The 17868-nt window shown below is 30.9% G+C and carries 15 protein-coding genes; all 15 read left to right on the forward strand.

All coding sequences use genetic code 11. From position 1 onward, the window contains the following. The first annotated feature begins 1387 nt into the window (after positions 1-1387). The 15 genes from GMA11_RS02010 to essC all read left to right on the forward strand — a co-directional run bounded on the left by GMA11_RS02010 (position 1388) and on the right by essC (position 17829). A complete protein-coding gene (locus tag GMA11_RS02010; protein ID WP_163545545.1) occupies positions 1388-3199 on the forward strand; it encodes a beta-glucoside-specific PTS transporter subunit IIABC in 1812 nt (603 codons plus the stop codon). Position 3200: 1 nt separating this feature from the next. Continuing rightward, the gene (locus GMA11_RS02015; RefSeq protein WP_163545546.1) at positions 3201-4658 is read left to right on the forward strand and encodes a glycoside hydrolase family 1 protein; all 1458 of its coding nucleotides are present in this window, start codon (positions 3201-3203) and stop codon (positions 4656-4658) included. A 17-nt stretch (positions 4659-4675) separates the two neighbouring features. After that, positions 4676-5512, forward strand: coding sequence for a PRD domain-containing protein (locus GMA11_RS02020; protein ID WP_163545547.1), 837 nt, complete (start codon positions 4676-4678; stop codon positions 5510-5512). A 262-nt stretch (positions 5513-5774) separates the two neighbouring features. Then, positions 5775-6221: a PTS sugar transporter subunit IIA gene (locus tag GMA11_RS02025; RefSeq protein ID WP_163545548.1), complete on the forward strand. Its 447-nt coding sequence runs from the start codon at positions 5775-5777 to the stop codon at positions 6219-6221. Between the two features lie 11 nt (positions 6222-6232). Then, complete coding sequence (locus tag GMA11_RS02030) at positions 6233-6514, forward strand: PTS sugar transporter subunit IIB (protein WP_163545549.1); 282 nt, start codon at positions 6233-6235, stop codon at positions 6512-6514. Positions 6515-6539: 25 nt separating this feature from the next. Next, positions 6540-7799: a PTS ascorbate transporter subunit IIC gene (locus GMA11_RS02035; RefSeq protein ID WP_163545550.1), complete on the forward strand. Its 1260-nt coding sequence runs from the start codon at positions 6540-6542 to the stop codon at positions 7797-7799. 58 nt (positions 7800-7857) lie between these two features. Then, positions 7858-8745 carry a 4-hydroxy-tetrahydrodipicolinate synthase gene (dapA, locus tag GMA11_RS02040; protein ID WP_163545551.1) on the forward strand — a complete coding sequence of 296 codons (888 nt, stop codon included), beginning with the start codon at positions 7858-7860 and terminating at the stop codon, positions 8743-8745. Position 8746: 1 nt separating this feature from the next. Then, positions 8747-9379 (forward strand): ketohydroxyglutarate aldolase, encoded by a 633-nt coding sequence (locus GMA11_RS02045; RefSeq protein WP_163545552.1) that lies wholly within the window; start codon positions 8747-8749, stop codon positions 9377-9379. A 16-nt stretch (positions 9380-9395) separates the two neighbouring features. Further along, the gene (locus GMA11_RS02050; protein WP_163545553.1) at positions 9396-11477 is read left to right on the forward strand and encodes a BglG family transcription antiterminator; all 2082 of its coding nucleotides are present in this window, start codon (positions 9396-9398) and stop codon (positions 11475-11477) included. Next, entirely contained in the window at positions 11470-12057 is a 588-nt protein-coding gene (locus tag GMA11_RS02055) for an SIS domain-containing protein (protein ID WP_163545554.1), read from the forward strand. Before GMA11_RS02050 ends, GMA11_RS02055 begins: the two co-directional genes overlap by 8 nt. A gap of 264 nt (positions 12058-12321) precedes the next feature. Next, entirely contained in the window at positions 12322-12489 is a 168-nt protein-coding gene (locus GMA11_RS02060) for a type III toxin-antitoxin system ToxN/AbiQ family toxin (protein WP_163545555.1), read from the forward strand. 194 nt (positions 12490-12683) lie between these two features. Further along, positions 12684-12974 (forward strand): WXG100 family type VII secretion target, encoded by a 291-nt coding sequence (locus GMA11_RS02065; RefSeq protein ID WP_163545556.1) that lies wholly within the window; start codon positions 12684-12686, stop codon positions 12972-12974. Positions 12975-12988: 14 nt separating this feature from the next. Beyond that, positions 12989-13243, forward strand: coding sequence for a hypothetical protein (locus GMA11_RS02070; RefSeq protein ID WP_163545557.1), 255 nt, complete (start codon positions 12989-12991; stop codon positions 13241-13243). Further along, positions 13230-14333 carry a type VII secretion protein EssB/YukC gene (locus GMA11_RS02075; RefSeq protein ID WP_163545558.1) on the forward strand — a complete coding sequence of 368 codons (1104 nt, stop codon included), beginning with the start codon at positions 13230-13232 and terminating at the stop codon, positions 14331-14333. Before GMA11_RS02070 ends, GMA11_RS02075 begins: the two co-directional genes overlap by 14 nt. Next, a complete protein-coding gene (gene essC, locus GMA11_RS02080; protein ID WP_163545559.1) occupies positions 14326-17829 on the forward strand; it encodes a type VII secretion protein EssC in 3504 nt (1167 codons plus the stop codon). Before GMA11_RS02075 ends, essC begins: the two co-directional genes overlap by 8 nt. The last annotated feature ends 39 nt before the right edge of the window (positions 17830-17868 follow it).

Raw genomic sequence — 17868 nt, forward strand, 5'->3', positions numbered from 1 at the left:
TTGTTGATGGATATGGAAGGTGTGAATTTATCCCTACCTGAAACAGCAAGAGTAGGACAAACATTCAAAGCAACGGTTACATTAGGAGAACTAAATGGATTAGAAAAAGAAGATTATGATGTTGCCGTTAAAGTGGATACAACAAAATTTAAAATTGTTGAAAATCCAGCATATACAATAGTGACAGGTACAACAGGATTTAGAAGTGTTGATAGTGATACTGAAACAACAGTAATGATACATAAAAAAGCATTGGATGTATCACCAATAGAAATAGAATTAGTACCATTAGTATCTGGTAAATATGCTCCCGTTCTTTCAGTAAGTGTGATTGATAAACAAGGAAGAATGTTTACAAATGAATATCAAGATAGAATGGTGTCTGTTTTACCAATGAGAATGCCAGCGGTAAGCAGTACAATGAAAGCGCCAAAAGAAGTGCAACAAGCAGACGTTTCTACAAAAGGTAAATATTTACCAAAAACAGGTGAGCAGTCAGTTGCTATTTATGTAGGCTTATTATTTGTCGGCATGGCTGTTTTAGTCAGAAAAAAAGCAGAAGATAAATAACAACTTAGGTTGTGCGATATAGCTAATGAATGCATGAAATTTGTATAAAAATAATCGCAAATTACAATAGTAAATTAACTACCTCAGGCAAATCATAAGGGCACAAATAATGAAATAATTTACGAGGATAATGGTTTATCCATTGTTCAACAGCCGTTGCTTCGTCAGAAGTAACGGTTGTTGTGCCTTTTATGTTATAGTTGTTTTGTATCTATCGGTATCCTTTTTTGTTGTTATGAAAAGTATATCCTATGAGATGTTTTTTTGTACTACTGGTTAACTTAATTATATAATTTACTATGTATATAGCAAATATGAAATTGTTTACAAAAAAAGAGCAGAGATGTACAATAAATATATAAATAATTAGATGATGTTAGCAAAGAAAGGGTGTATGTGACATGAAACTAAAATTTAAACATTTTTTTGTTATATTAAGTATCATAGGGTTTCTAAGCCTTATCGTGATAAATTGGAATAGTTTAATGGCATTTGATATGAAAATGATCGTTATTCTTGTGCTACTGGGATTGTTTATTATTGTTCGTTTAGCTGAGTATAAATCTATAAAAGAATAGTTATAGAATAAATATCATTTTTATAAAAATATGTTGACGGTTTCAAAAAAATATAGTATAGTGATTTCAATAAAATATGTGGCATGTTACTGGTAAAGCAGGCAGGACCTTTATAAATGGATAGGTAGAGTGTATCCATTTATAAGGGTCCTTTTGTTTTTGTTTCATGTAAAAAACTATTGTCAAAAGGTGTTTGCCACAAATGATAGTAGTACGATAAAAGAAAAGGAGTGTTTCATATGAACTATAAAAAAGTAGCAGAAGATGTGTTAAAACACATTGGAGGAAAGGAAAATATTTCTCATTTTGAGCATTGCTCAACACGTTTACGTTTTACATTGGTTAACAATGATAAAGTGAATATAAGTGCTTTAGAAAGTATTGATGGTGTTGTAGGCGTAAGACAAAATGTACAAACACAAATCATTATCGGAAATGAAGTCAATGAAGTTTATGAAGAAGTAAGAAAATTAGTTGGAGAGGTATCTGCTTCAACAACACCAATATCAAATAAAAAAGTACCGTGGACAAGTGTCTTTTTAGATTTCTTAGTAGGTGTGTTCCAACCATTAGTACCCGCAATTGCTGGTGGGGGTGTGTTGAAATCAATTTTATTATTATTAAATTTATGTGGTATTTTACCTAAAGATTCAACAGCATTTGTCGTATTCAATCAAATTGGTGATGCACCACTTTACTTTTTACCATTGCTTGTTGCTGTTTCAACAGCTAAAAAATTAAAAGTGAATGAATTAGTTGCAGCATCAGCAGTTGGTGTATTGTTATTACCTGCTGTGACAAAATTATTAACAGAGGGATTAGTATTATTTGGTTTATCTGTACAAAATATTGCATATGCGTATCAAGTATTTCCTGCTATTTTAACAGTTTTATTATATGCTGTATTAGAAAAACAGTTAACAAAATATACACCAAAACCAATTCGTATTTTCTTTGTACCAATGATGTCATTGGCGATTACAGTACCAATTACATTGTTTATTTTAGGACCGCTAGGATTTAATTTCGGTCAATTATTCTCAACTGTTATTTTATTCTTATTCCGTCATTTAGGGTGGGTAGCAACAGCTTTACTTGCATCTGTTTTACCATTTATGGTTGCTACAGGAATGCATAAAGCAATGTTACCTTATGCTATTGCAACAATGGGTGAGTTGCATAAAGAAATTTTGTACTTACCTGCATCATTAGCACATAATATTTCAGAATCAGGTGCATCTTTTGCAGTTGCTTTAAAAACAAAAGATGAAAAATTACGTGCAACGGCTATGTCATCAGGTATTTCAGCATTATTTGGGATTACAGAACCTGCATTATACGGGGTAACATTACAACATAAAGCTGTTTTGTATAGTGTTGTGTTAAGTTCATTGATTAGTGGAGCGTTTATTGGGATTGTTGCTGTGGAGGCTTTTGCATTAGTTGGACCAGGTCTAGCATCTATGACGATGTTTACAAACCCTGCAAATCCAATGAATTTAGTGTGGGCATTTGTTGGTTTTGTATTGGCATTTGTCATTGCGTTTGTGGCAACATTCATTCAATATAAAGAACAAGAAAAAGACACGACTATTCGTTATATTAGTCCAGTTGAAGGAAATATTGTTCCATTAGAACAAGTTAATGATGATGTGTTTTCGTCTAAATTAGTTGGGGAAGGTATTGCCATTGAACCAACATCAGATGGTGTGCTTGTATCACCTTTTACAGGAACAGTTGAGGTGGTTTATGAAACTGGACATGCGGTAATGTTAAAAGATACATTAGGTGCAGAAGTATTATTTCATATTGGAATTGACACGGTAAAATTAAATGGTATGTATTTCACAAAACATGTGGAGAATGGTGCTATTGTAAATAAAGGTGATGTGTTAGTAACATTTGATGTTGAAAAAATTAAACAAGAAGGTTATGATCCAACTGTTATGATGATTGTAACAAATCACCAGCACTATAACATACATTTATCAGCACAAACACATACAACAACAAAAGATATATTACTCACGATTGATAAGAAAGGAGAATAAGATGACAGTTTTACCAGAAGGATTTTTATGGGGTGGTGCCATTGCAGCCAATCAAGCAGAAGGTGCTTGGAATGTAGACGGTAAAGGATTATCCGTTGCCGATATTGCGATGTATCGTCCTGATTTAGATGTAAAAAATTATAAAGGACACATGACTGTCACAACAGAAAGTGTGTTAAAAGCTGCAAAAGATACGAGCGATAAATGGTATCCCAAACGTCGTGGTATTGATTTTTATCATCATGTTGATGAAGATTTAGAATTATTTGCAGAAATGGGTTTTAAAGCATTACGTGTGTCGATTGCATGGAGTCGCTTATTCCCAACAGGAAAAGAATTAACTCCGAATCAAAAAGGTATTGCATTTTATAAAAAAATGTTTCATAAAATGAATGAATTAGGTATTGAACCGATTGTAACATTGTCACATTATGAAATGCCATTGCATTTGAGTTTAAATGGTAATGGTTGGGTAGACAGAGTGGTGATTGATGATTTTCTACGTTTTTGTCAAGTGTGCTTTACCGAGTTTAATACAGTGCAGTACTGGCTAAGTTTTAATGAAGTTGATAGCATTTTAAGACATCCTTTCACAACGGCTGGTATTATTCCAGATCAATGCCCTGAAAATCAAGAAGAAGCAGTCATTTATCAAGCATTACATCATCAGTTTGTGGCGTCTGCTAAAGCAACAAAATTATTAAAAGAGATAATTCCAAATGCTAAAATGGGCTGTATGTTAACAAAATTAACAACGTATCCATTAACATGTAAACCAGAAGATGTTGAATTAACGCTGAAAAAAAATTTACAAAATTATTTTTATACCGATGTGCAAGTGTTTGGTGAGTATCCAAGACTAACACTAAATGCTTTAGAAAAAAAAGGTATTGTGTTATCATTTGAACCTGATGATTTAGCATTATTAAAAGCATATCCAGTTGATTTTGTGTCATTTAGTTATTACATGTCTATGACAGAATCAACCGATCCAAATGCTCCAAGAACACCCGGAAATACGGTTCTAGGAGTGAAAAATCCTTATTTACCAGCGACTGACTGGGGTTGGCAAATTGATCCCAAAGGATTAAAGATTTCATTACTTGAATTATATGACCGTTATAGAAAACCATTGATGATTGTAGAAAATGGAATGGGTGCAAAAGACGTCTTAGAAGAGGACGGTTCAATCCATGATCCGTATCGTGTCGCATATTTTAAAGCACATTTTGAACAAATGAAAGAAGCAGTCGATGAAGGTGTAGAGTTATTAGGATATACAAGCTGGGGTGCTATTGATATTGTTAGTGCTGGTACATCACAAATGAGTAAACGTTATGGTTTTATTTATGTAGATATTGATGATGAAGGTAATGGTACCTATAAACGTTATAAAAAAGATTCATTTTATTGGTATAAAAAAGTAATCGCATCAAATGGAGAAGATTTAGGCGATTAAAAAGTAGGAGGTGGCGTATGTCGGTTATTAAAAAAGTGCTTAATTCCAGTGTTGTTTTAGTTGATGATAAAGGCAAAGAAATGATTGCGCTTGGAAAAGGCATTGGTTATGGAAAAAAGCCGGGAGAAGTATTGGAAAAAAATCAAATTAGTCAATTATTTTTTCCAGTTGAGACACCTCAAGCACGACAACTATTTTACCTCATTGAAAATATTCCAAGTCAATATTTTGATATGACAAACGATATTTTATCTTTTTCAGAGCAATTATTAGACGAAACAGTTTCTCCGTTATTGTATTTATCGTTAACAGACCATATTCATTTTGCGATTGAGCGTCATCAACAAGGTATTGTTTTGAGTAATAAAGTGTTTTGGGAAGTGAAGTTATACTATCCTCAAGAATTTAAAATTGGGCAATATGCTATTGGATTAATTGAGAACGTTTTTCAAGAAACATTGCCAGAGGAAGAAGCTGCTAATATCGCATTTCATTTTATCAATGCGCGTCAAGCAGGAGATGAGAAAAATGCACAAAAAAGTGTCAAAATGATTGGAAATATTGTTAATTTAGTCAAGTATACACTTGGAAAGTCTTTAAAAGAGGATTCCATTCACTATAAACGTTTTATCGTCCACATTCGCTTTTTTGTAGAACGTTTTTTATCCCATGAAATGATAAATGATGATAATATGTTATTGTTTCAACAAGTATCTGAAAATTACCCAAAAGCAATGGAAGATGCTAAAAAAATTCAACAATTTATTTATCAACACTATGGTAGTAAAATATCAGTTGATGAAGTAACGTATTTAGCCATTCATATTAATCGTTTATTGAAAGATGCCGAATGAATTAATAGTCGTCATATCGAAGTGGAGCAACAAGTTGATGTTGCTCCACTTCTGTATTTCTATGACATAGATAAAAATAGAGAACATCGCATTTTATATTCGTCATATTTTTCTACAATTTATTTATATAAACTTTTAGATTGAGAAAAAGAGCATGTTCAGTTCACTTTTTGCACGGGGTACAAACAAAAGATGAACCCAATTTGTATTGAAGCACTGAAACCGTAACCATATAATAGAATTAAGGAATGGAGGTGAGGACATGTTAAAAGATGTACTAAGAGAAACACATATTCAATTAGATGTTGAAGCCGACAATTTTGAAGATGCGATTTTACTATCGGTTGCCCCATTATTAAAAAATGGGTTTGTTTCTCAAGAGTATGTGGATAACATTATTCGTATTTATAAGGAAACAGGCCCTTACATTGTGATTACGAAACATGTAGCACTACCTCATGCACCAAGTCAGTGTGGAGCATTGAAATTAGGGATGGGGCTAACACGATTAAAAACACCTGTTGTATCAGGAAATCAAGCCAATGATCCAGTAAAATATTTATTTTCACTAAGTGCACCGGATAGTAATAGTCACTTAGAAGTATTAGCAGAATTGGTTTCTTATTTGAGCAATGATACATTTCTTTCTCAAGTGGAACTTGCAAAAGAACCAAAAGATATTATGGCATTATTTTTAAATAACAATTAGGAGGTATTATTATGGCAAAAGCATTAGTTGCTTGTAGAGCAGGAGTAGGATCAAGTTTGATGTTAAAAATCAAAGTACTTGAAGTTGTGAAAGAAGAAGGATTTGATTTACAAATTGAACATTCTTCTTTAGATGGTGTACCAGGTTTTGACGGTGAATTATTGATTACATTACCAGATGTGGCACAAGAATTAACTGAAAAAGGTGTACCACAAAAAGTAGTAGGTATTACAAATATTGTAGATAAAAAAGAAATTAAAGAAAAACTAGAAAAAGCATTAAGCGAATTATAAATCATATTAAGAGAGGGAGAGAGTTATGAATATTTTGATTAGTCTATTAAGTACACCGGCTATTTTATTAGGACTGGTTGCATTTGTTGGTTTACTTGCACAGAAAAAAGGCGGTGTTGAAATTTTAACAGGTACCTTTAAAACGATTATCGGCTTTTTAGTATTTAGTGCCGGAGGATCTATCATCACAGGTGCTCTACAAAAATTTAATACATTATTCCAAACAGGATTTAACATTCAAGGTGTTATCGCTTCTCCAGAAGCAGCAACAGCTTTAGCGCAAAAAGAGTTTGCATTAGTAACATCTTCTACACTTATTTTAGGTTTTGTGATGAACTTAGTATTTGCACGTATCACACCATTTAAAAACATTTTCTTCACAACAGGACACAGTTTATTCTTTGCATGTGTATTGTCACTGATTTTTAAAGCACATGGATTTGATGATGTCTTGGCAATTGTTTTAGGTGGAACATTACTAGGATTTATGTCTGCTTTCTTACCAGCGTTATGTCAACCATTTATGCGTAAAATCACGGGAAGTGATGCAACAGCAATCGGGCACTTTAACATGTTTGGCTATGCTTTATCAGGTTATATCGGTAAATTCTTCAGTAAATATGAATCTGAAAGTACAGAAACTATTAAATTCCCTAAATGGTTATCATTCTTTAAAGATTTCTTAATGGGTGTATCTGTTATTATGCTTGTTTTATTCTATGTTGCAACTTTTGCTGCAGGAGAAACAGCAACAAAAGCATTAGCTGGTAGTCAACATTGGTTAGTATTCCCACTTATCCAAGCCTTTACATTTACAGCAGGTATGTCAATTTTAATGACTGGTGTAAGAATGTTCTTAGGTGAAATTACAGCGGCGTTTGTGTCTATTTCAGAAAAATTCATTCCAAATTCAAGACCTGCATTAGACGTACCAACAGTATTCCCATTTGCACCAACAGCAGTTATTGTTGGTTTCCTTTCAAGCTATGCGGCAGGATTGTTAGCTGTGTTTATTATGATTTTATTTAAATTCCCAATCGTAATTATTCCAGCAGCACATATTTGCTTCTTCTCAGGAGGAACGGCGGCAGTCTTTGGTAACTCAACAGGTGGTTGGAGAGGTGCGATTGCAGGCTCATTCGTGGCAGGATTATTATTAGCATTCCTACCAGTTGTCTTATTCCCACTATACGGTCAATTAGGCATACAAGGTTCAACATTCCCAAATATTGACTACAATGTGACTGGTATTTTATTAGACGGTATTTTAAGTATCTTTAAATAATATATGCAAAACTCAGTGGGATTTATTCGCTGAGTTTTGTTTTTTAGGAGGTTTTACAATGACATTAGGTGGACTGATTACGGCAATGGTAACACCATTTGATAAAGATAATACAATAAATTGGCAAGCAACTGAAAAGTTAATTGACCATTTAATAAGCAAACAAGTATCGGGTTTATTTATTTTAGGAACAAATGGTGAATTTCACGTCATGACAAAAGAGGAAAAATTAGACTTTGCAAAATATGTTGTGTCATATACAAATAAACGTGTACCTGTTTATGTAGGTGTTGGTGGTAATGATACAAACGAAGTTATTTCTTTAGCAAAAGACATGGAAAGTATTGGAGCAGATGCTTTATCGGTGATTGCCCCTTATTTTGTGAAATTAAAAGAAGAAGAATTGTATGAGCATTTTAAAGCCATTGCCACAAATGTGACAATTCCAGTTATTTTATACAATATGCCCGGATTAACAGGTAATCCACTAAGTCCTACACTTGTAAAAAAACTAGCTGATATCACAAATATAATTGGGATTAAAGATAGTAGTGGAAACATTGACAATATAAAAGCTTATATTGATGAAACAAAAGAAAAAGATTTTAAAGTATTATCGGGTTCCGATTCTCTTATTTTAAATGCATTAAAGCTAGGCGCTGCCGGAGCTGTTGCTGCTACCTCTAATGTGTTAACAGATATAGATGTCGCCATTGTTCGTGAATATCAAGCAGGTAATCTTGAAAAAGCGCAAGACTACCAAAATAGTATCGAAGAATTTAGACGTATCTTAAAATATGGTTCCATTCCATCTGTTTTAAAGTATGCCTTGACGTATGTTGGTCATGATGTTGGAGAGGCTAGACGACCAGTTCTACCAGTTTTAGATGAGTATCAGCAAGATATTAAAGACGTTTTGGACAGCTATTTCAAGGAGGAAAACTAAGATGACAAAATTAGAAACATTAAATCGCTTATATCAAACAGCTATTATGGCTATTGTACGTATTGATACGATTCAAAGAGGATTTGAAATTGTAGATGGCTGTTTAGCCGGTGGTGTCGATTGCATGGAAATTAGTTTTACTAATAGTCGTGCACCGGAATTTATTAGAGCGATTCAAGAAAAATATCAAGATAAAATGCTTGTAGGTGCAGGGACAGTTTTAGACAGTGAAACTGCACGTATTGCGATTTTAGCCGGTGCAAAATTTATTATTTCACCTAATTTTAGTAAAGATGTAGCTAAATTATGTAATAGATATCAAGTGCCTTATATGCCAGGATGTACGTCTTATACCGAAGTCATTGAAGCATTAGAATATGGAGCGTCTATGATAAAAGCATTCCCTATTTCTAACTATTATGGTGCAAGTTTAGGAAAAGTGTTTAAAACACCATTACCATATTTACCAATCTTATCATCTGGTGGTGCAACACCTGAAAATATTGGAGAATGGTTGAAAAACGGTATTCAAGTTGTTGGGGTAGGTAGCTTATTAACTACAGGTACCGTAGAAAATATTCGTGAAAATGCAGCACGTTTTGTTGAAGGAGTGACCTTGTTTAGAAACAACTAGAAAATGAGGAGTAGATATGTTAGATAAAAAAGCAACACTCGTTTTGAATAGTATTTTAAAAAATAAAGAAACAGATATCAATCGTATTGAAAGAGAAACGAAATTAACCTTACGTCAAATTGATTATTCTTTAAACAAAATAAATGAATTGCTTGTCGATTATAAATTGATGCCACTTCGTATGAATAGTACACTCATTAGGCTAACAACAGCTCAATTCAGTTTTTTAAGACAATATCCGTCTAGTTCAGATTATTTAACATCATATATTTTAGATAGTGAAGAAAGACGATACTTTATTTTTTTAATATTAGTATCTCAATATTCAGATTATATTGCTGTCAATGATTTTATTGATTTATTAAAAATTTCAAAAACAACATTGATGAATGATTTAAAACAATTAGAGCATGAATTATTAAACTATCGTATCAACCTTTTATATTCTAGAAAAGATGGTTATTATCTATCGGGAGAAGAGTTTGATATACGACGATTTTTAATCCGTCAAATTATGATTGATTTTTCAGAGCATCATGATATTATTTACTCTATTTTTTTTAAACGTTATTTAAAAGAAAATATTGATGAACATGTGCAGGAAATCAAAGAAAAAATTACAGTGATTAGTCAAGAACATCGTATTACATTTGTAGAAAATCGTTTAAATGAATTTGCATATTTTCTACTTATTTTAAAATATCGTATGAAAAAAACAATTCCATTTCAATTTAAGCATTCTCTTGAAGAAGCAAAAGAATATCGTTTGGCAAAAGATATTTTAAGTACATTTGGTTTAGTAGAAAAGAATGAAGTGTTGTATTTAACAGCATGGTTACTCGGACAAACCGTAGGTAATATAGGAGAAACTTCCTTTGATAGAATGCTTATTTTAGATATAGTAGAACGCATTGTATTTCGTTTTGAATTATTGGCAGGTATACAATTTGATGATAAGTTTTCAGTTTTAAAACAGCTATATAGTCATATACGCCCTACTTATTATCGTATGCTTTTTAGATTACCGATTATCAATGGATTGATTCATGAAACAAAACAGCAATACAAAGAAATGTTTTTTATTGTGAAAGAAACGTTATCATCTATTGAATCAGTATTTGGTAGTTCAATTCCCGATGAAGAAATTGCTTTTTTAACCATGCATTTTTCAGCAATGATACAAAATCATTCTAATATCACGATGACACATAAAACAACAGCAATTGTTGTCTGTCCAAATGGTATTGGTAGTTCGGCTATTATTTATACTGAATTGAAAAATATTTTTTCGGATATGACTTTTATTGGTCCAGTTGATTATGACACATACTTTAAACTAGATACAAATACCTACGATATTGTGTTTTCAACAATTCCAAACTATAAATTACTTGAAACATCAAAACCAGTGTTTGTCGTAAATCCTATTATGAGTGTCGATGAAAAATATGATATTATTCGTCAAGTTTATTCAGAAATTGGAAATAAACATTTTAGATTGCCAGGTGTTGAAACAGTGATGAACATTGTTGAAAAATATGCAACTGTTCATAATGCGAAAGCACTAAGAAGAGATTTATTTAAATATTTTTCAAACAATCAAATGTCTTTTGAAACAAAACATGTTTTACGATTATCCGATGTCATAAAACAACAGTATATTCAATTAAACTGTCCTGCAACAACTATACAAGAAGCTATTGAGTATGCAGCACAACCATTGCTTGATGACGGTGTGATTGAAAAACGATATGTGGAACATATTTTAAAGCATATAGAAGAAAGGCAAGATGCGATGCTTATTTCACCAGGGATTTCAATGCCACATACAAAACCTGAAAATGGCTCACATGATGTTGCAATATCCTTTGTGAAACTACAAGAACCGATTATGTTTCAAAGACAAAAAGAACCTATTTCATGCCTGTTTTTCTTAAGTGCCATTGATCATAAAAAGCACATTCATGTCATGGCAGATTTAGTAAAACTTTTATCAGATACAGATTTATTTCAAGAAAAATTAAAACAAATCAATGATTGTAACTCATTTTTAGAATTATTAACATTAAATGAATTGGAGAAAATAGGGTATGAATAAATTAGACTTATTAAAAACAAGTTTAAAAATGGAAAGTGAAGGACTATTAAAAACAGCAAATCGCTTAAATGAACAAACATTAGAAATTGTCGATATTGTTGATTCTTGCCAAGGTAAAATTGTATTCACTGGGGTTGGGAAATCCGGACACGTTGGTAAAAAACTTGCAGCAACTTTTTCTAGTGTTGGTATACCTGCTATCTTTGTACATAGCACTGAAGCATTTCATGGCGATTTTGGTATGATACAAACACAAGATATTGTATTTTTGCTATCTAATAGTGGAAGTACACAAGAAGTATTAAGTATGTTACCAACATTAAGAAAAATCGGTTGTATCACGATTGCTTTTACATCAAAAGACCAATCTAGTTTAGCTGATATGTGTGATTATACATTACACTATACGTATGAAAAAGAAGCTGATGTTTTAGGATTAGCCCCAACGACAAGTTCAACAACGATGCTTGCTTTAGGTGACAGCATTGCTGTGGTTGTATCGGCTAGCCGTCAATTTACAAAAGATGATTTTCATTTATTCCACCCCGGTGGTGCCTTAGGGAAACAGTTAGAAAAATAAACTAAAAGAGTGCATTCTTGAGATGCCAATCTCAATCAGATAGGTAATAAGATTATAAAATGACTATATTTCTTGTGAAGTATAGTCATTTTTTTGTTGGTTTAAATGCTTAAAGCAGTCGAATGAGGAGAAAAATCGTTCGAATATGACTTTATATAATAAAATTACTCTGTATAAGTAAAAATATAGAAAATAGTATTTATTAAAAATAATAACTGAAAGAAATACTATTATTTTGAATATAGTATTTATAAACAGAATGAAATGTATAAAAAACATATTTTAGCTATATTAGATATAAAAAAGATGATACCTGTACCAGAAAATTGTTATGAAAAATTGGACTTTAAGATGATTCAAGATAAATCCTATTATCATTTAATAAAAAAAGAGTATATTTTGTTTGAAAAGGAAATAAATGATTTATGGTAAGGCAGAAAAACTGTATTTAATGTAGAAAAGTAAGCGAAAAGCTTTCTAACTTATTGCCATTTTTTACATTAGAGAAAGCCATACAAGACTTTCAGCATGATAATCAAGGTATATAAAATATTTTTATATGTTACAAAGAAATGCTCTGATATTGCATATACTAATAATAGAACAAAAAAGAAAAGAGGAAGAATATGCAACAAATCAGTTTAAAACCACAAGAATTAAAAGAACAAGCACGTATTTATGTTCAAGCTAAAGAGGAAATTGAACAATCTATTCAAAGAGTAAATCATATGAATACATCTATTTCACAAGAATGGAAAGGGCAAGCTTTTCAAGCTTATTTGGAACAATACCAGCAATTATATCAACATGTTCAGAAATTTGAACAATTATTGGAAGATATTTTTCAACAATTAAATAGATATGCTACTCTTGTTGAACAGCGTGATAGAGAAGATGCACAGTCCTTTGGGATTTAGTAATAGGTGTATTTATGATTGGTATTACATTAGTAAAAGACAATAAAGAAATTGATCTACTCGTTCCAAGTAAAGTGACCATGCATCAATTAAAAGAACTTATTTATAATATGTTTGAGCATCATGGTATTGCACTGAAATATCCTTTTCAACTCGTTGTAAAAAATAAATGTATACATATTGGAGAATATGATGTATTAGAAGATTATGGTATTGCAACGGGAGATAAATTTGAAATGATTATTGATGATACGCATGACAGGAAATAGTCAGTCTTTGTTATGTCAAGAGTTTGGGGACAAATTGACAGTTAGCTTAAATAAAAGTCAATATACGTGTGAGCATTTATCTATTATTAAATTATATTATACTATTGTAATAAAAGAAGAGATGCTTATTTGTGAATATGATATTAAAGGTAGAGGATTTTCTTTAGAATCGTATAGAAATAATAAATTAAGTTATTTAGAAAAAATATGTATTGCTAAAAATATTGTCACCTACATCAAACAAATGGATATGTATACAGTACCTTATATTCATCCTAAAAACATTTATATTGCTGATGATATAACTATTCATATATGCCATGTTGGCATGCCTCATCTTGTCTATCCATATAAAGATTACCCAATGATGCAATATGGCAAAGCGATTTTATTATGGCTATTACATCCTAAATATTCTTTTGAACAATTACAATACGGGCAGTTTACACTTTCTGATACTTTTTCAAATCATTTACATCAAATAGAATCAATAGAGCAACTTGACACATATTTACAAGCAGAATATCAAAAAGAAATAAAGAAACAAAGAAAACAAAAAAAGTATGTTTCAAAGTATCTTTATGTTTTTTATAAAGTAGGATTTTTAGTTATGTCGGTTATTTTTGGGATGAATATTATGACAAAACCAATTTATGATACTATAGAATATCAATTACAAACGGCTTTTTTGAAAGGAGATTATGACTTTATCCAAGAGCAGTTAAAAGGAGAAAGTTTAGATAATTTATCACAAATCAAACGCTATTTATTAGCTTATGCAAGTATACAGCGACAAGATAGTAAATATATTCAAAAAATAGATGCATTAAAGACAATTTCTTTATCGTCATCATCACATGTATTAAATTTTTGGATTTATTTAGGAAAAAAAGATTATCAACAGGCACTTGAAGTGGCCAAAATAAATCAAGATAAACAAATGTTACTTTTAGCTTACTTACATCTATATGATACAACAAAAAAGACAGTTGAACTATCCGATACGCAAGAGCAATTATTAACGGAGTATAAAAAAGAAATTGACTATTTGTATCATGAATTGGATAAAAAAGAGGGTAAAAATGAGTAGTCATTCTTATTATGAAGTATATATATTTGATATATTATTAACAAAATTATCCATTCACAGACAAAATCCTATGATAAAACATGATGGTATTGTGTTTAGTTTAGTGAATAATAAGCTAATGATTGACGGAGAATATGTGGGTATAGGATTACATACAATAAAGCAATATTCATTGTTAGTCATAAAAAGTGAGAATGTTCATGATTTCTATTTTACATTGAGATCTGATATTGTTTTAACAATCGGAAAAGATGATTATAATGTTATAAAAATAGAAGAAGATATACACATACTTATCAATAACACACATGTGTGTATAGTGACACAAAATGATGTTCTCTATTATCAAAATAAATTGGTACAAGAAAATATGTATCCGATAATGGATAATATGCAGATGATGACAAAAAGTTTTCGATTAGAAAAGACAAATAATCAATGGCATATCATTCTCTTTTCCAATAAAGTTGTATGTCGTGATGATGCGATTTATAGACAACCACATATCTCATATAAACAGTCTGATTTTCCAAAATATTATCGGCATGTAAACATACATTTTGATAAACCACATCAGCGTTTTGTATTAAAATCAAAAGATAGTAAAAAAAGTAAACAATTAAGTCATGCTAAATCTTTTATCATTCCTTTTCTCACAACAATAAGTACTAGTTTATTTGGAAATGTATCTATTGTTTTAGTTGGTTTGTTTCTTAACATGTTGATATTGATAAGCCAATATGTATATAACAGATATAAAAATAAAAAATATATTGAACAAGAAAATAAAAATAGGGAAAAAGACTTCATGTATGCAGCATCTTGTATTGCTCAATCTTATCAAAAAGAACGAGAGATACTACAACAGAATTTTCCATCTCCAAGTGAACTAGTGCGATTGATGTCTGTATATGATACACGAATTTATGAAAGAGCTTATTATCATGACTATTTTTTAACTGTATCTTTAGGATTAGGAAGTGTTTCATCTAAACTGTCTATTGATATACAAAATGATGAGGATAAATTATTAAAAAAGCAATTTAGTAGACATGAACGTAGTCCTATTCCACTTTCGTTAAAAGAAAGTTACGTTGGTGTTGTCGGTACACATCAAAACATGATGTGTTTTTTAGAACATATATTGATACAATTAGCTTTTTTCCATTCATATTTAGATGTGCAATTTGTCTGTCTTATATCAAAAGATGAATATAATAAAATATGGAGAAAATGGCGGTTTTTAAAGCATTTTTATATAAATGATTGTTGTATGAGAGGACTATGGTATCAAGAAGAACACAGACAAAAAGGATTAGATGCATTATATAATGTATTGTTAAAACGGAAAGATAAACTAAAAAAAGGGTATGTGTTTTTACCACATTATCTATTCATTGTAACAGACTATAAATATATAATAGAACATCCTATCTATCATTTATTAGAGAAATATCCCAATCAACTAGGTATGTCTGTCATATTTATAAGTATTTCAAAATTGATGCTTCCACATATTGTAAAAGAAACAATCTTATTACACACTGAAGAAAAAGGACAAGTGCTGTCTGCTCAGTATGACTTTCATTTTTTTCTATATCCACCGACTCAACATATTGAAAATGGAATTAGATGTTTGGCAAATTTGATACATATTGATACGAAGAAACCGATGATGTCTACTTCTTTAAACTTTTTAGAGCAGTATCAAATATCGCAAGTATCCGAACTATCGATTTTACATCGCTGGCAAACAGCAAAAAGCTATCAATCTTTAAAAGTAATCATTGGCATCTCAGATAAAAATAATCGGGTTTATTGGGATTTACACGAATCAGAGCACGGTGCTCATGCCTTAATTGCAGGAATGACCGGTTCAGGAAAATCTCAATTTCTTATAACGTATTTATTAAGTCTTGCAGTTTCTTACTCACCAGAAGATATTTCGATGTTTATTATTGATTGGAAAGGTGGAGAAATTGTCTATGCGTTAGAAAAATTACCTCATATTGTTGGAGTAGTAACAAATTTAGATGAAAATCATGTATTACGTGCAATTCAAAGTTTAAAAGCAGAGATAAAGAAAAGGCAAGAAGCATTTGTTTATTATAGAGTATTTAATCTTAATGAGTATATCAAACGATATAAGGCACATAAACAATGTACATCTATATCTACAATGGAGCCACTTCCACATCTGTTTTTAATTTGTGATGAATTTGCCGAATTAAAAACATACGCTCCAGAATTTTTAATAGAATTAACATCAATCGCAAGGATTGGACGTTCTTTAGGCATTCATTTAATATTAGCTACACAAAAACCAAGTGGTATTATTAATGAACAAATGGAAAGTAATATTCAATCAAAAATTGTGTTAAAAGTAAATAGTGAGCAAGACTCTAATGAATTATTAAAAACACCAGATGCTGCTCATATTACAACGAGAGGAAGAGGATACTTAAAAATTGGACAAAAGAATCAGATACTTTTTCAAAGTGGGTATACAGGTTGTTCAAATATGACAAAACAAGATATAGCTCTTACGATTTATAAAATAGATGATTTAGGGCAATCAATAAATGTATTGCCAACCGTACAGACAGCAAAAGCAATGACTCAATTAGAAGCAATCATTTCAGAAATAGTATATGTACATAAAATGAGTTCTTTTAAAAAAGTACAAAAGGTACTTATACCACCTTTAGAAGAAAGCATCCTTATGCCGATTTTACAACATCATACTATGCCAGATATGTGTGCACCATTAGGTATTATTGATTTACCATTTTATCAAAAGCAAGAAATATATTTTTTTAATGTATGGCAGCAGTCCCATACTATTGTTTTTGGAAGTAAAGGATATGGTAAAACAAGTACAATTTTGACAATGATATTATCTTTGACAATGTATCATTCTCCAGAATGGTTGTACATATACATGGTAGATTTTGATTATCATCACTTATCTGCCTTTTTAGATTTACCACATGTATTAGAGTATGTATCTTACGATGAACAAGAAAAATTAAATCAGATGATACAACATATATATAGTATATTTACACAACGGAAAAAGATGAAACATATGAAAAAACATCCGACTATTTTAATATTTATAGATGATTATGATAGTTCTATGAGTTGTGAAAAATTAGAAGAGTGTTTATATCAAGTGATAAAAGAGGGAGCAGCGTTTTCCATATATGTTATCATGACTGTAAGTACAATGAGCAATGTGCGTATGGCTTTATTAAATATGTTTCGTACAAAAATAGTATTGCATTTAAATGAAAAACAAGATGCTTTATATTTGCTTGGGAAATCTACTCTAATATCAAAAGCTATTAAAGGACGAGGATATATTATTCAAGAAGAACCGATATTGTGTCAAATATATACAGTCGAAAATATATGTGAACGTATAGAGTATATTTATCAATATTGGTGTAAACATCATATAACTAAAAAATTAGAAAGTGTATATCAACATTAGTAAAAAGGCTTGAAATCAATGTTTTCAAGCCTTTTTGAG

This window comes from Granulicatella sp. zg-ZJ (assembly GCF_010892355.1).
Classification (GTDB): domain Bacteria; phylum Bacillota; class Bacilli; order Lactobacillales; family Aerococcaceae; genus WM01.